A 19,966-nucleotide genomic window follows, 5' to 3' on the forward strand; every position below is an offset into this window, starting at 1 on the left:
GTTAGAAATTGCAATGTGATTTCGTACAAACAGCCGGGTTTACGTATAGTTTTGTGATTATCTGTTTGATATTTAATTAATTATAGTTTTGTTGAATGAGGGGGTGTTCGGAGGTTATGGAAACTGTAAGCTGAAAAAGCTACAATAACTCAGAATCATTTTGGCTGAGATAAGAGAATGGCATTCTACAGTTCCGGGGTTGAGTACGGCATCCATAGTCTGATGTGTATGGTCGATAGTAAGGGCGATGCGCGGGATATGAGCGTGCGGGAAATTGCCGAGTTGCAAAGCGTACCGTATGACTATCTGGCTAAAATTTTTACCCGTCTGTCGAAGGCCGGACTGGTGCGCAGCATTGAAGGGAAGGGCGGTGGTTTTCAGCTCGCCAGGCCCGCCGAGCACATCACGGTGCTGGACGTGGTCAATGCCATTGACGGCGACAAGCGCATCTTCGAATGCCGCGAAATCCGCCAGCGCTTAGCCGTTTTCGAGGAGCATCCGCCGGAGTGGGCCTGTGAAGGGATTTGCGGCGTGCGCTCAGTGATGGACATGGCGCAGCAGCGCATGGAAGAAGCACTCGGTCAGCACACAATCCTGGATTTAGCCCGCAAGATGTACCGCAAAGCTCCGGATACTTTTGTCGTTGAAGTGCAGGACTGGATCGATGCCCGCAAAGGATAACCACTCAAAATGCCCGATGGCGCAAGGCTATTCGGGCACGCGAAATGAAGGCCGGATAAGGCGCTTGCCACCATCCGGCACTGGGGCTTATTGCTCAGTACTTGGCGTATTAATCATCCGGTTCAGCCATGGCACCATTATCGCCATTACCACCGTTACTGCCAGCGTAACCAGACCGATTTTACTGAAGACGTTGGTATAGATAGGCAGCGTCTGTAGCGGGTCGGTGATGTTTTCCGGTACAGCGGTGAACGTTGCCACGTAACCACCCATCAGGAAGGCCGCAGCCTGGGTCAGGAACCACATTCCCAGAATAAAGCCCATTAGATGCTGCGGCACCAGTGCGGCGACCATTGCCAGCCCCAGGGCGCTAATCAGCAACTCACCCAGACTCTGGAACAGATACACCAGCACAATAAACCACGGTGAAGTCAGCCCCTGCGCATCGGCAAACCACATACCGGCGGCGGCTGCGGTCAGGAAGCCCAGTGAACACAGGAACATACCGAGCGTAAACTTCATCGGCATGGTCAGGTCTTTGCCTTTGTTGCCCAGACGGGTATAAATAACCGCCAAGACCGGGCTGGCAAGCACAACCCAGAACGGGTTCAATGCCTGGAAGCTCACCGGGTTGATGGCAAAGCCCAGAATTTCATGGTGCACGTTATTGATGGCAAAGAAGTTCAGAGAGGTTGGCATCTGCGCGTACAGCACGTAGAACACTACGGCTTCCAGCATCAGGATAAAGGCCACGAACATCTTATTGCGCCCGGTTTTATCCAGTTTGAATGCCTGGCGGAAGAAGATGATGGTGACGACAATCGACAGGAAGATCAGCACCAGGTTGGCAATTTTAACGTTGTGCATCAGCCAGGCACACACGAATATCATTACCACCGTACCGGCCAGTACACAGAGCAGGTTGCGGAATACCAACGGCTTATGGTCTGGCTCAGAACCAATGTCCTTCACCATCCCACGGCAGGCAAAATAAACCAGCAGCGCGACGATAAGCCCCGCCCCGCACAGGTTATAGGTTACCGCATAGCCAAACTTATCAGCAATGACCGGGGCCAGCGACAGTGACAGCAGGGAACCGATGTTAATCGACATATAAAACAGGGTGAAGGCGCCGTCCAGTCGGGCGTCTTTTGGCGGATAGCATTTTGACAGCAGGCTTGCCGGGTTAGCTTTAAACAGCCCATTACCAACGGCAATGGTGCCGAGAGCGATAAAGATCAGATCGGGTTTCAGCAGCGACATCCCGGTCATGAAGTAGCCAATAGCTAACACGATGGCACCGAGAACCAGCGTGCGCTTGGTACCCAGCAGGTGGTCACCGACGTAGCCGCCAATGGAGATCAGGCCGTACACCAGCGCGGCAAACGCACCGAAGGTGATAAACGCCTGTTCCTGAGAGAACCCGAGTTGTTTAACAAAAAATACCGCCAGGATGCCCTGAACGCCGTAATAGCCAAATCGTTCCCATAACTCTACAAAAAAGATCATGAAGAACGGACGAGGTTGCTGCAGCAAGCCCGTAGGTGCTCGTGTATTCATATTCCTTCGCCTTTCAAAGCCATCCCGAAAAGTATGAACGCGTAATCTAAAACGCGCCGAAAAAGTCTTATTTTGTTATAGACTGCGGTGATTTGCCGCGAGGGTAGAGTATTATAGAGATAATTTTCGATCCAATTAGTTGATCACACTAATTATGATTTATTTGTTGGGTTGATGTACTAATGAATACTGATTTGTATGAAGGGTACAAAAACAAAAACGCCCGCACAGGCGGGCGCTTACAGATTTAAATGTTTGCAGCGGGGCGGGCTACACCCCGGAAGCTAGCATTTTATGCTTCTTCGTCATCTCGCAGCGGAACAATCAACATGTCGACGTGAACGGTGTTGATCAGTTGGCGCGCAGAAGACATCAGCTTGCTCCAGAAATCCTGGTGATGACCGCAAACGACCAGGTCCATATCGTATTTCTTGATGGCATCAACCAACACCTGACCCAGATCGCCGCTACCGCTCAGGGTTTCGGTGATAGGGTAGCCTGCGTTGGTGGACAGCTCGGTTAACGCGTGGTGAGTTTCTTCAGAAATGCGTTTCTGCATGTCGCCCAGATTCACGTCAATTAACCCGGTGTACAGGTCGGAATAGTTTACGTCAACGTGGATAAGGGAGACTTTTGCATTGTAAGGCCGCGCCATAGAGACCGCTTTTTCAACCAGAACTTTGCTTTCCGGAGAAAGATCAACCGCGATGAGAATGTGTTTATAAGCCATAGTGTTACTCCTTCCATAAGTTGTCGATGACTAGCCTTCTGGCGATCGTTTGCCGCCGCGTCATCCGCATCCTGCGGACCTTACGCGCGGGGCTAGCCCAGTCGTAAAATATACCCTTTAAGGACTATCCTTACATTATAGCGACCTGGATAATCCGTCAATCCGCCTTGCTTGCCAATTAGTTAAACAAATTTTTCAGTTAATTGCATTGATAGCGATTAACCTTCTGGCAAAAAAATTAACTAATCTCCTACACTATCTAGAGAGGCGTTCGGATGCGAGACACTAACACGAGCGGTTTCGGTAGCACTCTTCACTGTATAGTTTGGTAGGGTATCGGGGAGCGGTAGTCTCACAGAGGAGTTCCGTGGGCGGGTCGCCGGGGAGGGGGTATGATAAGCACCATTGCGTTATTCTGGGCTTTGTGTGTCGTTTGCATTGTTAATATGGCGCGCTATTTTTCGTCGTTACGCGCACTGTTAGTGGTACTTCGTGGTTGCGATCCATTGCTTTACCAGTATGTTGATGGCGGAGGTTTTTTTACCTCGCATGGGCAACCCAACAAGCAGATGCGTCTGGTGTGGTATATCTACGCTCAGCGTTACCGCGATCATCATGATGATGAGTTTATTCGCCGCTGTGAGCGAGTTCGCGGCCAGTTCATTCTCACCAGTTCGTTATGCGGCCTGGTATTGATCAGTATGGTTGCGCTGATTATCTGGCACTGAGCCTGATAACAGCGTTAAAAAAAGCGGACCTGTTTGCAGGCCCGCTTTTTTATTGTGCATTACGCTTAGATCAGCTTCAGGGAGAGCCAGTACAGCCCCCCAGAAAGAATAATCGCCGCAGGCAGGGTAAAGACCCAGGCCATAAGAATGCTTGTCACGGTTTTCCGCTGCAAGCCGCCACCGTCAACAACCATCGTCCCCGCAACGGAAGAGGAGAGAACGTGGGTGGTGGAAACAGGCATACCGGTGTAACTGGCAAGACCGATCGAGACGGCGGCAGTCATCTGCGCAGACATCCCCTGAGCATAGGTCATGCCTTTCTTACCGATTTTCTCACCGATAGTGGTTGCCACGCGACGCCAGCCAATCATCGTACCGCAGCCCAGAGCCAGCGCAACGGCCATGATGATCCACACCGGAGCGTACTCAATGGTGCTCAGCATGTCAGTTTTCAGTTTCTTCAGCAGACGCTGATCGTCGTTGCTTACGCCAGGCAGTTTCACGACTTTATCGGTCGTATCGGAAATGCACAGCATAATACGGCGCAGTTGTCCGCGCTGATCGACACTTAATTTGTCGTAGGTTTCCAGATTCGCCAGCATACCTTTCGCACGTTCAAGCGCGTTAATGGTGTTCGCCGGGTGACAATGGAACTCTGTCGGTGTCGCAGCACTGGCTTCCGGTGACGGAATCAGTTGGTCTACGCCGGTAGCCTGCTTGAGCAGATCAGGGCGTTGCTGGAAGAAGGTTTCGACGTTATTGATTGCATCACGGGTACGGGTAATTTCGTAACCGGAAGCGTTCATATTGACCACGAAACCGGCAGGTGCTACGCCAATCAGCACCAGCATGACCAGACCAATGCCTTTCTGCCCGTCGTTTGCGCCATGAGAGAACGCTACGCCGATTGCGGAGAGGATCAGTGCGATACGCGTCCAGAATGGCGGCTTTTTCTTGCCGTCTTTCTTTTCACGCTCTGCTGGCGTCAGGTGAATACGGGCACGTTTTTTAGTTCCGCTCCAGTAGCGACGCAGCAAAAAGATCAGGCCGCCTGCAACCACCAGGCCGACAATCGGCGAGATGATAAGAGAGGCAAAAATACCCATCACTTTCGGGATGTTAAGTGCATCCACGACCGATGTGCCGTTCATCAACGCATTGGTTAAACCAATACCGATAATCGCGCCAATCAGCGTGTGGGAGCTGGATGCAGGCAAACCAAAGTACCAGGTACCCAGGTTCCAGATAATTGCCGCCAGCAGCATAGAGAACACCATGGCGAGACCATGTGATGAACCCATGTTGAGCAGCAGATCCGTTGGCAACATATGCACGATGGCATACGCTACGCTGAGACCGCCCAGCAAAACACCAAAGAAGTTAAACACCGCAGCCATGATCACCGCCAGCTGCGAACGCATTGCACGGGTATAGATCACGGTAGCGACGGCATTGGCTGTATCGTGGAAGCCGTTAATTGCTTCGTAGAACAGGACAAAAGCCAGAGCAAGCAATAGTAAAAGCCCGGTATGTAAATCCAGGCCAGCAAACAAATGTAGCATAGGACGTTACGCCATTTTGAGGACATGAACGCGGCGCATTATCAGTGACTTTGGCGGCGCGGGCAAAGTGAAATATAGAGTTTTTTTGATTTGTCTCCTGCTTTATTTTATACCACTAAAGAATAATCCTATATATTTCAGATAAATACTATTCATCGGTGGTTTGGTGCTGGTGAGGCCACTGAGGAATCTTTACAATTCATCCCCACTTTTTAGAGAGGATCGCAACGTGGAAAGGTTTGATACCGTTATTATAGGTGCTGGCGCAGCGGGTATGTTTTGTGCCGCGCAGGCGGGACAAGCAGGTAGTCGAGTACTGCTTATTGATAATGGTAAAAAGCCAGGACGTAAGATCCTCATGTCTGGCGGGGGGCGTTGTAACTTTACCAATCTTTATGTCGAGCCGGCAGCTTATTTGAGTCAAAACCCTCATTTTTGCAAGTCAGCGCTGGCGCGCTATACCCAGTGGGATTTTATCGATCTGGTAGGTAAACACGGTATTGCCTGGCATGAAAAAACGCTCGGCCAGCTTTTTTGCGATGACTCAGCGCAGCAGATTGTCGATATGCTGGTGGCGGAATGCGAAAAAGGTAACGTAACTATGCGGTTACGTAGCGAAATCCTGAGCGTCGCGCGTGATGATGAGGGCTTTGTGCTGGAGCTGAACGGTGCGACCGTCGGTGCGAAAAAACTGGTAATAGCCAGCGGCGGGCTTTCTATGCCGGGTCTAGGCGCGACACCATTTGGTTATAAAATTGCCGAACAGTTCGGCCTGAACGTTTTGCCGACGCGCGCAGGTCTGGTGCCTTTCACGTTGCATAAGCCGCTGCTGGAGCAGCTTCAGGTGCTTTCAGGCGTCTCTGTCCCTTCCGTTATTACCGCTGGAGATGGCACTGTATTTCGCGAAAACCTGCTCTTTACGCACCGCGGGCTTTCTGGTCCGGCCGTGCTGCAAATTTCCAGTTTTTGGCAGCCTGGTGAATTTGTCAGTATTAATTTGTTGCCAGATGTAGACCTCGAAAGCTTCCTCGATGAACAGCGCAGCGCGCACCCAAACCAGAGTCTGAAGAACACACTGGCGATGCAATTACCGAAGCGACTGGTGGAGTGTTTGCAGCAGTTGGGACAAATTCCAGACGTGACGTTGAAGCAGCTTAACGTGCGCGATCAGCAAGCGCTGCTGGAAACGCTGACTGAATGGCGTGTGCAGCCAAACGGAACGGAAGGTTATCGCACGGCGGAAGTGACGCTGGGTGGGGTAGACACCAACGAGCTGTCATCACGGACGATGGAAGCCCGGAAAGTACCAGGCCTTTATTTCATCGGCGAAGTTATGGACGTCACCGGCTGGCTGGGCGGGTATAATTTCCAGTGGGCGTGGTCGAGCGCCTGGGCCTGCGCGCAGGATTTGGTTTCCGGGGAGTAAAACAGCCTGTCTGCACATAATTAGCAAAACATCAGATGCACATGTGATACAACGAAATGACTCTGGTGTGCGTTTCTTAACTCCAGGAATGATATGATAATCAGTTAAAAATCGCACAGATAAAGGGAACGGGAGGCTCATGGTTATTCCTGAGGTAAAACAGGAGCGGCTCTATCAAAAGATAGCCAATCTCATTATTAAGCTTATCAATGATAGTATCTTCCCACCGGGAAGTTTCTTACCACCCGAACGTGAACTGGCGAAGCAACTTGGTGTTAGCCGCGCATCGCTTAGGGAAGCGCTGATTGTGCTGGAAATTTCAGGATGGATTACTATCCAGTCCGGTAACGGAGTCATTGTTGCAGATAAAAAGCATTCGACCAGCGATTATACCATTGAAGAAATACTCTACTCCCGCGAGCTGGTCGACAGTCACTGTGCGCGCCTTGCTGCACAAGCCGGACAAAATGAGCTAATTAGCCAGCTTGAAGCGCTTTATCTCAGTATGGAACAAGCCATTAGCGAAAATAATGTCCATGGCTTTTATTCCCTCGATAAGCAATTCCATTTGACGGTATCAGAAGCCAGTCAGAATCGTGTACTGCTCGATATGTCGCGTATGCTGTGGGAACAGCGCGTCAATATCCCGTATGCCGGACTGGACAAGCGGTCCGGCAACAAGGACGTATTAGCTAGTATGAATACACAACATAAAGCGATTGTAGAAGCGATTCGCCAAGCTGATGCCGACAGTGCTTATCAAAAATCACTGGAACATTTGGCGTATGTCAGACAGATAGTCGGTCTTTGATAAAAAGGCTAACGATGCAAAACGGCTACCGTTGCACGTGCTCCCATGCTGTGCAATTGCTGGCAGGCAGCCGTTACCTGCGCAATAAAGTCGGTATTATCGCGTAGATCCCAGCTAAAAATAGTGTCGATTGCCAGCAGTGCCCGGACTCGTTCTTCTATTGACGGATATTTTTGATAAATAGCCTGATACTGCGCCGCCAGCGGATCAACCACGTCAATCGGGTCGCCTTTTTCATCCACACCGCTGACATAGCGTATCCAGCCCGCAACGCCGAGTGCCAGGTGGCGATAATCTTCCCCTTTCGCCAAATGTAACCGGATGGGATCCAGCAAGCGTTGTGGTAACTTCTGGCTGCCGTCCATCGCGATTTGCCAGGTTCGGTGCTTCAGTGATGGATTGGTAAACCGCGCGATCAGTAACTCAGCATAACCCGCCAAATCTGTTCCTTCAGGCATCGATAATGTTGGCGCTTGTTCCTCAAGCATCAATGCCAGCACGGCATTGCGATATGCCGAATTGGTCATTGCCTCGGCAATTGTTTCATAACCGCCAAGATAGCCAAGGTAGGCCAAGAAAGAGTGGCTGCCATTGAGCATTCGCAGCTTCATCATTTCAAACGGCACAACATCTTGTACAAACTGCGCGCCAGCCCGATCCCAGTCAGGTCGACCATTCACAAAGTTGTCTTCAATAACCCACTGGCGGAATGGCTCACAGGCAATGGCACAGGGATCTTCAACGCCCAGTTGTGTGGCGATTTGCACCAGTGCCTCTTCTGTTGCAGCCGGAACAATACGATCCACCATCGTACACGGAAACGTCACATGCCTGGCAATCCACTCCGCCAACTGCGGGTCGCGCGCATTCGCCAGACCCAGAACGGCAGTTTTCGCAACGTGGCCATTTTCTCGCAGGTTGTCGCAGGACAACACGGTAAAGGCCTTTAATCCCTGTTCGCGACGCAACGCCAGAGCTTCGACAATATAGCCAATCGCCGATTTTGGTGACTGCGGATGAGCAATGTCGTGCTGGATAAACGGGTGATTCAGATCCAGTTCGCCGCTGGCAGGGTCTGTACAATAACCTTTCTCGGTAATGGTCAGTGAAACAATGGCAGTTTCTGGACGTGCCATTGCGCGGATAATCGCGTCACTGCCGTCAAATTCTGGATGTAGCGCTTCATTCATCGAGCCAATGATTTTAAGTTCTGTACTTTGTGCGCCACGTTCGGCAACCGTGTACAGTAGATCTTGTTTCTTCAGGTTTTGAATCAGTACGGCATCGTTGCCGGGCATCAAGTTTACTTCACAAATGCCCCAGTCGCCGTCACTGCATTCAAGCAGATGATGCGTGTAGAGCGCCTGGTGTGCACGGTGAAATGCTCCGCAACCAAGATGCACAATGCGGGAAACCAGACGCGAGCGGTCCCACTGTGGGCGAGGGACCGAAACCTGGGTGTTAGCGATATTTTTTTCCATGACAATCTCCTGTCATTCATGCCTTCTATGATAATACTGCATGAAAAACCTGTGCTGACTGAATGTGAAAATCCGCATGGTAGGGGATACCATGCGGTAAGCCGTTAGTGGCTGAAGAAGGCGCGCTGAATAGCCAACTCAACGCCGCGTACTTCGGCCAGACCTTTAAGGCGACCAATAGCTGAATAACCTGGGTTGGTTTTCTTTTTCAAATCATCAAGCATTTGATGACCATGGTCTGGTCGCATGGGGATCAAGACGGCGTTACCTTCATCTTTACGCCGCTGTTCTTCTTCGACTATCGCTTTCACCACGTTGTACATGTCGACATCGCCGGAAAGATGCGCCGCTTCATGGAAGGTTTTGGGATTATCTTCGCGCTGTGTGGAACGCAGATGCGTAAAGTAAATCCGCGGGCCGAACTGTTTAATCATATCAACCAGATCGTTGTCTGCGCGCACGCCATAAGAGCCAGTACACATTGTGAAGCCATTCGCCATATTGTTGACGGTTTCCACCATCCATTGCATATCTTCGACGGTGGAGACAATGCGAGGCAGACCAAGAATCGGGCGCGGCGGATCGTCCGGGTGAACGGCCATACGTACACCAACCTCTTCCGCAACCGGGACGATGGCCCGCAGGAAAAAGGCAAAGTGCTCGCGCAGGGTAGCTTTGTCGATATTTTTATAAGTCGCCAGGTGGTTACGGAATTGGTCCAGCGTATAACCTTCTTCGGCGCCTGGCAGACCGGCAATAATGTTTCGTGTCAGTCGCGCTTTGTCTTCTTCGCTCATGGTGGCGAAGCGCTCACTCGCCTGAGCTACCTCTTCCGCAGTGTAATCCGCTTCAGCCCCCGGACGTTTGAGAATATGCAACTCAAAGGCCGCGAATTCAATTTGGTCGAAGCGCAGGGCTTTTGAGCCATCAGGCAACTCATATTCCAGATCTGTGCGGGTCCAGTCCAGAACCGGCATGAAGTTGTAGCACACGGTATAGATACCGCACTGGGCAAGATTACGCAGCGTCTGCTGATAATTTCTAATCCACAGCTCGTACTGCCCTGTATGGGTCTTGATGTCTTCATGAATCGGCACGCTTTCCACGACCGACCAGACCAGACCGGCTTTCTCTACGATCTCTTTGCGCTTGAGAATTTCTTCTACGGACCAGACTTCACCGTTTGGAATATGATGAAGCGCTGTCACCACGCCGGTTGCGCCGGCCTGACGAACATCGGACAACGACACGGGATCGTTCGGGCCATACCAACGCCAGGTTTGTTCCATTGTTTTATCTCCTGGGAAAATTAATGAAAGGTCGCATTGATCTTCAGATAGCGTTCCGGATATTGATCGAGTTCTTTTACGGCGGCAGGAACCTCATCAATACTCACTACTTTGCTGACAACATCCGAAGGATTGATGTTCAGTGTTGCCAGCATCTGCAGCGCTTCTTCAAACTCACCTGCGCTGGTGCGGGATCCACGGAGATCCAGCTCCTTAAACGTGATCAGGTTGGTGGGTAACGATGTTTCTTGTTTTGGCCAGCCGGTGAAGGCAATACGACCGGCAAACGAGGCCAAATCCAGCGTTTCGCGAATCGCGCTGTTGGCACCAGAGGCTTCAACCACGACCTGGGCCATCGTGCCCTGCGTAATATCTTTTATCGCGTCAACAACTTGTGTATTGGACGGATTGATTACGTACGGGACGCCCAGCGATTTGGCATACTGGAGTCTCTCTTCCACGATATCGATCAAAATAGGCGTCGCGTTATAGCGTAACGCGCTAAGTGCCGCCATCAGACCAATCGCGCCAGCTCCAATAATGGCGACGTGTTCCCCGGCTGATAGCTTTGCTCGATGCAAGGCATGCAATGCGATAGTCAGTGGTTCAGCCAGCGGTGCCATCTCTGAGGTGACGCTGTCGGGGATCTTGTGAATCAAATGCGCAGGGTGAGCAACCACCTCCTGCATTGCGCCATCAATATGCACGCCAATCACTTTTAGATTTTCGCAACAATTTGTTCTTCCGACTGAACAAGGGTAGCAATGGCCGCAATAAATATAAGGGTCAACAATAACGCGGTCCCCTTCTTTTATATTCTCTGGCATGCCATTTCCTGAATTAATAACAACGCCAGTGACTTCATGTCCAATAATACGTGGGTAAGTTACCAATGGATTTGTTCCTCGGAATGCTCCAATATCAGAACCACATATTCCGGCAGCATCAACTTTAATCAGTACTTCATTCTCTTTTTTGTCAGGGTAATCAACCCAGCGGGTTTCAATTTCACCAGGTTTATTGATGTAGATAGCTTTGACTTTCATTGGCTTTTAATCCTTTGTTTTTGACAAATACGAATACCAGACAGCTGGAAACAATCGCAATAGCACCGGCCAGATAGAATGCGTAATCATATTTACCGCTATACTGGACGATGAACCCGGTAACCAGAGGACCAATAATTCCGGAAATATTAGCCAGTCCATGCATGGCCCCACCGACGCTACCCACTTTATCTTTATGAACAACGTCCTGGATAACTGCCCAATAAATTGGCCCAGTTAAATAAAGCAGGAACAGCGAGACAGACATCAGTGATACGGCGCTGCCGATGGTGGTAACCGTACCTGAAACCGCAACGCAGATAGCAGCTCCCGCCAGGCATACGCCGAGAATGAGGCGGCGAGAAAGAAGGGCATTTCCCGTTACGCGATAGATAAAGTCAGAGCACACACCACCTAAAACCATACCGATAGCGCCAATGACCCATGGGATGACTGTGGCAATGCTAATTTCTTTAATATCAAGATGTAACGAATGATTTAGATAGCTCGGAAACCAGGTCAGGAAGAAAAAAAGGATATAGTTATAGCTGAAGAACGCCAGTGTTGTTGCCCACACCATCGGTTGCTTCATATAGTAGCCAAGAGAAGGCATTTCTTTGCCATCGCCCGCTAAAATAATGTCATCATGGTTTTCAAAATCGATACGCTCCTCAGGGACAAGGTGCTTACTCTTCGAGGGTTTATCACTGGCAATGAAATACCAGAGTAATACCCAGACCAAACCAAACAGGAAGATAATTCCGAATGCGGGACGCCAACCTAATGAAAGTGCAAGTAAACCCACTACCGGACCAGATATAGCGCCACCTAGTGGTGAACCTGCGCTAAAAATACCAATGGCAGTGGCTGATTCTTTGCGCGAAATCCAGTTATTGATAATTTTATTACCTGCTGCACTGACCGGTCCTTCAGCCATGCCAAATAATACACGTACAGCAAGCATTGACCACAAACCAGTGACCAGACTGGTCATCCCACAAAATATGGACCAAAGTAGTGCGGCGACCATAAATACGGTCTTGGGTCCAAATCTATCACTGGCCCAGCCTCCGATAAAATTAAACAGTGCATAACCAACAAAGAATGCGCTGAATATCATACCCATTTCAGCAGCATTAAATCCTAATTCCTTTTCAATGAGTGGAGCGGTGATCGACAATGCTGAACGATCCATATAGTTAAGCATGTAAACTATAAAAAGAAGAAAAACGATAAGCCATCCCATTGTTTTTCTTTTCATCATATATCCTCATATTGTGGTCTAGCGGCCTGACCACAATATTTAAAATCTATTTTTAGATCACCACCATTTTGATGTGAATGTGATCAACATAACGAAAAATTAACGTAGTAAATAATGATAAACAAATGGCTATAATCGTAATTCAATGAATTTAAATGATTTTATTTGTATTCTGCTAACTTGAGATAAAACTAATCGTACATTCAACGTCTATTTATTGCGGGCTTTACATTAACGATGCACCGAGAAAATGGCGTTTGTTCAGCCTACGTCTGGCGTTAACGCAGATGGAGCGTCCAGCCACAGCAAAGAGACATGCTGGCATAAGCAGAAAATGCCGCGGAGAAGTTTTGTTTATGCAATCATTTCTTAACAATTGTGCTACATATCACAAAATCAAAGCTAGCCTGTAAAGTCGCTTTGACACACTTTCCGTTACCTTCTAGAGTGGAAAAATACAGATTTTAGATAAGAGACTATCTGTGAAATTAAGATGGTCTCTTATTGCATTTTTTAGCTAATGGCGACCTTCTTCCGAATATTATGAAGGGGAAAGCCATGTCCGCATGCTCATTCTCGAATCCGATAAAAATCCGTGGTGTTGATGATGTTATTAATTGCATAGACTCTCGCGGAAAAATCAATGGCAGAGCCGGTGTTATTTGGTGGTTAGCGCTAGGCGGCCTGTTTCTTGATGCTTTTTCAAATTCAGCCCTCAGCGCTGGATTAAATCCAATGACCCGAAATTTAAATCTGAGCGCGACCGAAGTTGCGTTGCTCACCTCGTTTTCATCGTGGGTTGCCATATTATTTAACCCCATCGGCGGCTGGATTGCCGATCGCTGGGGCCGTGTTCCGCCGCTGATTATTGCCAAAATAATGGCGGTGATCGGTGCGTTGCTGGTGATGTCCTCCTCCAGTTTCAGCACCATTATCATAGGCCGCTTCTTCGTTGGCGTCTCTTACGGGATGGATTTTGCCGTGGCCATGGCGATGCTGGCGGAGTTCACCCCGGTGAAACTAAAAAGCCGTTTAAACACCTGGCAAGGGGTCTGGTATGTCGCAGTTTGTTTGAATCTGGCATTGGCGCTGATGTTTTATTCCTGGAATGTTGGGGATGCTATCTGGCGTTATTCTATTGCCGTAACGGCATTGTGCGGACTGATTGTGCTGTTCTTCCAGTTTCGCTATTTAGTTGAAAGCCCGGTATGGCTGGCGAGAAAATCACGTCTTTCTGAAGCAGTGAATGCTATGAATAAAATATACGCTGAAAATTTTATTCTGGCACCAAAAGCGGAGCAAAAACCTGTAATTGGACAAGCGGAAAAAGGTGCGAAAAATGTGCTGCTAATATTCCGTGGTGTTTATTTGCCACGTACGGTTCTGGCTTCTACGGTTCAGATCTGCCAGTCAATACAATATTTTGGCGTCGGCTGGTATTTGCCGGTTATTAGCGCCGCGATGTTCGGTAAAAATTTTGTTTACGCAACTTTGTGTTCACTATTTTTTAACGTTTTCGGCATCGTAGGCGGATTCCTGTCACCCGCTATAGGTCGCCGCTTGGGCCTGCGCCGTTCGTCGGCGATCGGTTTTGCTGTGGCCTTCCTCGTACTGCTCACGCTGGGATTGTTCAGCGATAGTATGCCGCTGTGGGCCTCTTTGCTGGTCCCCGCGCTGTTTATTCTTTGCCACTCTGGCGGACCTGGCGCAAACGGAAAAAGCCTTTCATCACTCTCTTTTCGCAGTGAACTGCGGGCCGGTGCCAACGGAGTGGTGGGGGCGCTTGGCGCAATCGGTGCGGCGCTTGGGTTGTTTATTTTTCCCGTATTCCGCGATCTGTACGGTCTGCAAACCACTTTCCTGATCATGTCCGCCGTTCCGTTATTTGCGAGCATCGTCTGTTTTTCAATTCCGTGGGATCCCACTCGCACGACCATCCAGCCGGATAACGAGCCTGGCGCCCCGCAGTTCGCACCATCACATTCGTCCTATCCAGAGTCGATGGCCCCAGAGTCAAACAGGAGCACTAAATGATTGAGTATGAAGATGTCATTCTGGCGATAGACGAAGGGACATCCGGTACGCGCGCGGCAGTGGTGGCGCGAAATAGCCAGGTCCACTGCCTTGAATATCAACCGCTTCAGGTCAGTAGCCAGCGCCATGGCGTTGTTGAACAAGATGCTGATGAAATATTGCAGGCCACCATTGCGGTGTGTCGCACAGCGATTGCCAATGCACAGCGTAGCAAGATGCGCATTGTGGCGCTGGCGATTGCTACGCAACGTTCAACGGCGGTTCTCTGGGATGCAGGCACTGGCAAGGCACTGGCACCTGCGATGGTTTGGCAGGATGCACGTTTTACGGATGAACTGGCGCAGCTTGCCCCTGAATGGGATGCGAAGCTGCTGCCGATAATTGGCCGGCCGGTCGGGATACGCTCTCCTTACCTCTGGGCGTCATACCATATCGCCAACACATCGGCAGTGAAGAAAGCGTACGAGGCGGGAACACTGGTGTTTGGCACCGTTGACAGCTGGTTGCTTTGGCATCTCGCGCAAGAAAAAAAATGTGTCACCACCCCCACTAACGCCACCTCTGCCGGGGCATATTGCCTCAACGAGCACCAGTATCACTTGCCATGGCTGCAGACTTTGAATTTCCCGGTGTCCTTGCTGCCTGAATTACATGATGATGCCGATGACTTTGGCACCACGCGTGAAGATATCCTCGGGATTAGCGTCCCGATCCGGGCCTGTGCCGGAGATCAGTTTGCGGGGGCTATCGGGCTGGGCTGTACTGAGCGCGGGCAGGCTTTTTGTATGCATGGGACCGGTAGCTTCGTCGATTTAATGATAGGGCCGACGGTGCCGACTCTGAAAAAGAGCTGTGAAAGCACGCTCACGATGGCGGCGCGCCGCCAAAAAGAGTGTTCACACTTCTCTGTGGAAACATTCGTTCCGACTACCGGTTCGGCCCTGAACTGGGTATGCGAAAAGTTGCGCTGGTTTGACTCACCCGAGCAAATTAGCGAGCTGGCCGCGCAGGCCAGTGATTCTGGCGGCGTGAGTTTCATTCCTGCATTGACGGGACTGCGTGTTCCTTATTTGCAACCGCAGGCCCGCGCCTCCCTTAACGGTATTTCAATCTCAACCACGCGCCCGCAGGTAGCTTACGCCATTCTGGAAGGTATTGCGCATTCGGTCGCCGCTTGTATACGCGCGAATGAAGCGGCAACCGGCATTCCCACACAAGAACTGGTGGTCGGGGGCGGATTGTCCAATAGCGACACGTTATTGCAAATCCAGGCCGATGTTAGCGGGATCCCCGTACGGCGGATGGCCGAAACGGCGCGGGCCAGTTTACGCGGTGCGGCGTTTCTGGCAGGAGCCGATGGACTGCTGTGGGACTCGTTGCCCGATGCCTGCGCCACGCTGAAAACAGTGCGTCTGTTTGAACCCAAAATCAGTCATGCCCTTCGTGAACAAAAAATAAACCGCTGGGAGATGCGTATTGCGCTCGAAATGGATGCCGCCAGCAGCCTCACTTCAGCTAATCAGGAGCACACCCACTCATGAAGTTTTTCCCTTCGCGAAAGCCCAACAAAACACGCAGCGAAATGTACGACGTAGAGCCGCTGCGTCTGCAACGTCCTGAGCAACTGGACCGACTGGAAAGCGAAACCTATGACATTCTGATTGTCGGCGGCGGCGTAACGGGAGCCTATGCAGCGCTGGATGCCAGCCTGCGCGGCTATCGGGTCGCGCTGATTGAGAAAAGCGACTTCGCCTCGGGGACCTCATCCAAGTCATCAAAAATGGTGCACGGCGGGTTGCGTTATATCGAGCAGGGGAACCTGGGATTGGTACGTCATTCTTTGCTCGAACGCCAGCGCATGCGCCGGAATGCTCGCCATCTGGTGCAGCGGCTACCCTTTTTATTTCCGGTACTCGATAAGAATGGCGTGTTTGATAAGCGCATGTCTTCGGCGTTTGAAAGTTTGCTCTGGACCTACGATCTCGCCGGTGGATGGCGGGAAGGCATTCTTCACCAAAAATTGACTCCGGCAGAAGTGCTGTCGCACTGCCCAACGCTGAAAGAAGATCAACTCTCCGGCGGTTTTATGTATTTCGATGCCCGCGTTGACGATGCCAGATTAACGCTAGCCCTAGTGCGCACGGCGGCGTTTCATGGGGCGACGGTGACGAACCATGCCGAAGTCATTGAAACCACACGTGACCAGCATGGGAAAGTCAATGGGGCCATTGTGCATGCCGATGCCCGAGAAATTCGGGTCAAAGCGCGGGTTGTCATTATGGCGACTGGCGTCTGGCTGCGTGACTGGAATGGACTGAAAAAAGGGGAAGAGTCACCCCTGAATATTCGTCCGGCGAAGGGGGTACACGTCGCGATCCCATGGATGAAGATTCGCAACGATTGCACGGTGACCATCCCGGTTGCCGGACGCAGTCGGCGTGCGACCATAACGCGCTGGGGCAACGTCTCCTATTTGGGCACCACGGATGAAGACTATCAGGGCGATCTGAACGATGTTCACTGTAATCGCACTGAGCTGGACTTTCTGCTGGAAGGGGCCAACTCGGCGCTGAAAACGGATCTGCGCCCGGAAGATGTGGTGGGAAGTATCGCCGGTTGCCGTCCTTTGGTAGGCATGGCGGGCGGAAAGACCGTTGAGATGAAGCGTAACCATGAGATCCGAGTTTCAGCGGACGGATTAATAACCATTGTCGGCGGCAAGCTGACGACATCACGTCATATGGCGGAAGAGACCATCGACGCGGCCAGCAAAAAACTGGGCCGCAAAAAGGCCTGCTCAACGAAAACTGCATATCTGCTTGGCGCGGCTGGCTATGACCCGCAGGCCATTCTGGCCTCTGGCGGTCTGTCTGCGCATTTGGGCGAGCGCTACGGCACTGAAGCCCATTTTGTCAGTGACATTATTCAGGCAGATCCTTCGCTGATGAAACCTATTGTTGCAGGGCTTCCCTATACCGAAGCGGAAGTGGTGTATGCCGTGCGCCATGAGCTCGCCAGCACCGTTGACGATGTGCTGTCGCGCCGTATTCGTGCACGCCTGATGGCGCGCGATGCCTCGGCCGCTGCCGCTGAACGCGTTGGGGAAATACTGCAACAAGAACTCCGATTACATCCTGAACACGTAGCTATACAGGTTGCCGGCTATCAGACCGCAATTAAACATGAAAAATCAATGCTTATGGGGACATCCGAATGATCAGTAAAGAAGCGATTAAACGTGGTTACAACCGTGGAAATTATACTGTTGGCGCACATACTCGCCCCGCATGGGCGACGGATATCACCAGCAGCGGTGGCTCTAAAGGAATGCAGGTTGATCCCGTTGCGATAAGCGAAGCGACGTTTGACCGGCTGCGGGTCATTGCCGATGAAGTGCTGACGTCGGAGTCCGATGTGATTACCTGGACCCGCGACTGGTGGGCCGGTTCGATGATTGCGGAAACTCAGGGCGCACCCGCCACCTCAAAAGGGGGGATTGTGCGAGTTTCTACCATAGAACAGATTCAAGACGTGATGCGCCTTGCCAGTGAATCTGCTATTCCAGTGACGGTTTCTGCCGGGCGCAGTAACGTTACCGGAGCCGCATTGCCGTTGCGTGGAGGGATCGTGCTGGACGTTTGTGAACTCAACAAATTTATCGACTTTGATCCACAAAGTCAGATAGTTGAGGTAGAAGCCGGCATGTTTGGCGATGTTTTCGAACAAATCATCCAAAAAGAGTACGGTATGACGATGGGCCACTGGCCGTCATCGTTTGGTATCAGTACCGTGGGTGGTTGGGTAGCCTGTCGTGGCGCGGGACAGCTTTCTACCCGCTACGGCAAAATTGAAGATATGGTTTTTGGGATGGATGTGGTGCTTGCCGATGGGCGCTTAATCACCGTTGGCGGGTATGCACGTAGCGCTATCGGACCGGATTTACAGCAAATGTTCATTGGTTCGGAAGGCACGTTGGGCGTGATTGTGCGCGTGCGTTTGAAGCTTCATCGCCTGCCGGATTATGGCCGTGCTATCGCCTGGGGTTTTTCCAGTTTCGCCAGTGGACTGGAGGCATGTCGCGAAATCTTACAGCATGGCGCGAATCCGGCGGCACTGCGTTTGTACGATAACCTGGAAAGCGGAGTGCAGTTTGGTCTGCCAGACACCAATGTCCTGCTGATTGCGGACGAGGGAGAGCCTGACATGGTCGACGCCGTGCTGGCTATCAGCGAACGTGTTTGTAAGCGTAGCGGAGAAGAACTGGACGGTGAGGCTATCTTTGAACGCTGGCTGGATACCCGGTATCTGACGGGCAAAAGCGCCGAAGGTTTTAAGAAAAGCCCCGGCCTGGTGGCGGACACGCTGGAAATGGTGGGGCGTTGGCGCGATCTCAGCGCGGTATATGATGACGTGGTGTCTGCGATTAACGCCGTACCGGGGACGCTGGCTGGTTCAGCGCACCAGTCCCACGCCTACGTCGACGGCGCATGCCTTTACTTCTCGCTGCGTGGCGATGTGGCTGTTGAGCAACGCGGGGCGTGGTATCGTGCGGCATGGGACGCGGCAAATGCGGTGCTGATTAAACACAATGCCTCCCTCAGCCATCATCATGGCGTCGGGCTGCTTCGTTCCCCCTATATGCAGGCCTCTTTAGGAGAATCGCTTTCGGTTCTGGCTGATATTAAAAAAGCGCTGGATCCGCAGAATATCCTCAACCCGGGCAAACTGGGGTTAAGCGCTGAGCTTCACACACATCAGGCAGGTCAATCATGATCAAAAACCTTGGCGTGCTTCTGGCACGCCATCCCATCATCATGGCGATTTACGGCATTGAGCAACTGAAAACCGCGCTGTCCAGCAAAGCTGAAGTCTGCATTATTGCCAATATCGATCTGATCAAGCTCCAGCCGGTGATCGAACTGCTGTCGAAGGCGGGAAAGTACGTCATCGTCAATATCGACAGCTGTAACGGGCTGTCGCAGGATAAAGGCGGCATCGATTATGTGGCTGAAACAGGGGCGATGGGGTTGCTCTCTACACGTTTGCAAACCGTACAGCGTGCGAAAAAATGCGGGTTGATCACCATGCAGAAAATCTTCGTCACCGACCGTTCCACCTGGCTACGCAGCCTGAAAGCGGTGGAACAAAGCGAACCCGATTATGTGCAACTGATGCCCGCGCAGATGCTGCCGTTGCTCCCACAGGCCGATCGTAATGTGTTGCCGCCGATTGTGGCGTCCGGGTTTGTCTGCAATGAGGAACATGCTCAGACGGCGCTGTCGCACGGCGCGATAGCTGTCTCAAGCAGCGACAGTGCGTTATGGGATGTGAATCTTCTACGTTAACCACCGGGA

At 51.3% G+C, this 19,966-nt stretch carries 16 protein-coding genes; 9 read left to right on the top strand and 7 right to left on the bottom strand.

The genetic code is table 11. The features are described 5' to 3' along the window. Positions 1–177: 177 nt before the first annotated feature. Entirely contained in the window at positions 178–681 is a 504-nt protein-coding gene (locus E4Z61_RS18155) for an RrF2 family transcriptional regulator (protein WP_135323970.1), read from the top strand. Positions 682–768: 87 nt separating this feature from the next. Here E4Z61_RS18155 and dtpB read toward each other — a convergent pair whose 3' ends face one another. Both dtpB and uspA read right to left on the bottom strand, forming a co-directional pair. Next, complete coding sequence (dtpB, locus tag E4Z61_RS18160) at positions 769–2,241, bottom strand: dipeptide/tripeptide permease DtpB (protein ID WP_135323971.1); 1,473 nt, start codon at positions 2,239–2,241, stop codon at positions 769–771. 292 nt (positions 2,242–2,533) lie between these two features. Continuing rightward, positions 2,534–2,971 carry a universal stress protein UspA gene (gene uspA, locus E4Z61_RS18165; protein WP_003023368.1) on the bottom strand — a complete coding sequence of 146 codons (438 nt, stop codon included), beginning with the start codon at positions 2,969–2,971 and terminating at the stop codon, positions 2,534–2,536. Between the two features lie 392 nt (positions 2,972–3,363). On the opposite strand from uspA, the gene uspB reads away from it, so the two are divergent. Continuing rightward, positions 3,364–3,699 (top strand): universal stress protein UspB, encoded by a 336-nt coding sequence (gene uspB / locus E4Z61_RS18170; RefSeq protein WP_096759190.1) that lies wholly within the window; start codon positions 3,364–3,366, stop codon positions 3,697–3,699. Positions 3,700–3,764: 65 nt separating this feature from the next. On the opposite strand, the gene pitA is transcribed toward uspB, so the two are convergent. Continuing rightward, positions 3,765–5,261: an inorganic phosphate transporter PitA gene (gene pitA, locus E4Z61_RS18175; RefSeq protein WP_135323972.1), complete on the bottom strand. Its 1,497-nt coding sequence runs from the start codon at positions 5,259–5,261 to the stop codon at positions 3,765–3,767. Between the two features lie 229 nt (positions 5,262–5,490). On the opposite strand from pitA, the gene E4Z61_RS18180 reads away from it, so the two are divergent. Next, positions 5,491–6,687 (top strand): BaiN/RdsA family NAD(P)/FAD-dependent oxidoreductase, encoded by a 1,197-nt coding sequence (locus E4Z61_RS18180; RefSeq protein ID WP_135323973.1) that lies wholly within the window; start codon positions 5,491–5,493, stop codon positions 6,685–6,687. Positions 6,688–6,826: 139 nt separating this feature from the next. Then, the gene (locus E4Z61_RS18185) at positions 6,827–7,498 is read left to right on the top strand and encodes a FadR/GntR family transcriptional regulator (protein ID WP_135323974.1); all 672 of its coding nucleotides are present in this window, start codon (positions 6,827–6,829) and stop codon (positions 7,496–7,498) included. Positions 7,499–7,506: 8 nt separating this feature from the next. Here E4Z61_RS18185 and E4Z61_RS18190 read toward each other — a convergent pair whose 3' ends face one another. The 4 genes from E4Z61_RS18190 to E4Z61_RS18205 all read right to left on the bottom strand — a co-directional run bounded on the left by E4Z61_RS18190 (position 7,507) and on the right by E4Z61_RS18205 (position 12,575). Then, positions 7,507–8,979 carry a fructuronate reductase gene (locus E4Z61_RS18190; protein WP_135323975.1) on the bottom strand — a complete coding sequence of 491 codons (1,473 nt, stop codon included), beginning with the start codon at positions 8,977–8,979 and terminating at the stop codon, positions 7,507–7,509. A gap of 104 nt (positions 8,980–9,083) precedes the next feature. Further along, positions 9,084–10,268: a mannonate dehydratase gene (gene uxuA, locus E4Z61_RS18195; protein WP_135323976.1), complete on the bottom strand. Its 1,185-nt coding sequence runs from the start codon at positions 10,266–10,268 to the stop codon at positions 9,084–9,086. A 20-nt stretch (positions 10,269–10,288) separates the two neighbouring features. After that, positions 10,289–11,314, bottom strand: coding sequence for a zinc-binding dehydrogenase (locus E4Z61_RS18200; protein WP_135323977.1), 1,026 nt, complete (start codon positions 11,312–11,314; stop codon positions 10,289–10,291). Beyond that, positions 11,286–12,575 carry an MFS transporter gene (locus E4Z61_RS18205; protein WP_135323978.1) on the bottom strand — a complete coding sequence of 430 codons (1,290 nt, stop codon included), beginning with the start codon at positions 12,573–12,575 and terminating at the stop codon, positions 11,286–11,288. The genes E4Z61_RS18200 and E4Z61_RS18205 overlap by 29 nt, the downstream gene beginning before the upstream one ends. A 738-nt stretch (positions 12,576–13,313) precedes the next feature. Between E4Z61_RS18205 and E4Z61_RS18210 the strand changes: the two genes are divergently transcribed. The 5 genes from E4Z61_RS18210 to E4Z61_RS18230 are packed head-to-tail and all read left to right on the top strand — an operon-like array spanning position 13,314 to position 19,957. Beyond that, a complete protein-coding gene (locus E4Z61_RS18210) occupies positions 13,314–14,612 on the top strand; it encodes an MFS transporter (RefSeq protein ID WP_240703831.1) in 1,299 nt (432 codons plus the stop codon). Continuing rightward, positions 14,609–16,153: an FGGY family carbohydrate kinase gene (locus tag E4Z61_RS18215; RefSeq protein WP_135323980.1), complete on the top strand. Its 1,545-nt coding sequence runs from the start codon at positions 14,609–14,611 to the stop codon at positions 16,151–16,153. The genes E4Z61_RS18210 and E4Z61_RS18215 overlap by 4 nt, the downstream gene beginning before the upstream one ends. Then, entirely contained in the window at positions 16,150–17,829 is a 1,680-nt protein-coding gene (locus E4Z61_RS18220) for a glycerol-3-phosphate dehydrogenase/oxidase (RefSeq protein ID WP_135323981.1), read from the top strand. The genes E4Z61_RS18215 and E4Z61_RS18220 overlap by 4 nt, the downstream gene beginning before the upstream one ends. After that, complete coding sequence (locus E4Z61_RS18225) at positions 17,826–19,385, top strand: FAD-binding oxidoreductase (protein WP_135323982.1); 1,560 nt, start codon at positions 17,826–17,828, stop codon at positions 19,383–19,385. Before E4Z61_RS18220 ends, E4Z61_RS18225 begins: the two co-directional genes overlap by 4 nt. After that, positions 19,382–19,957 carry a glycerol-3-phosphate responsive antiterminator gene (locus E4Z61_RS18230; protein ID WP_135323983.1) on the top strand — a complete coding sequence of 192 codons (576 nt, stop codon included), beginning with the start codon at positions 19,382–19,384 and terminating at the stop codon, positions 19,955–19,957. The genes E4Z61_RS18225 and E4Z61_RS18230 overlap by 4 nt, the downstream gene beginning before the upstream one ends. Positions 19,958–19,966: the final 9 nt, after the last annotated feature.

The organism is Citrobacter tructae (assembly GCF_004684345.1).
Classification (GTDB): Bacteria; Pseudomonadota; Gammaproteobacteria; order Enterobacterales; family Enterobacteriaceae; genus Citrobacter; species Citrobacter tructae.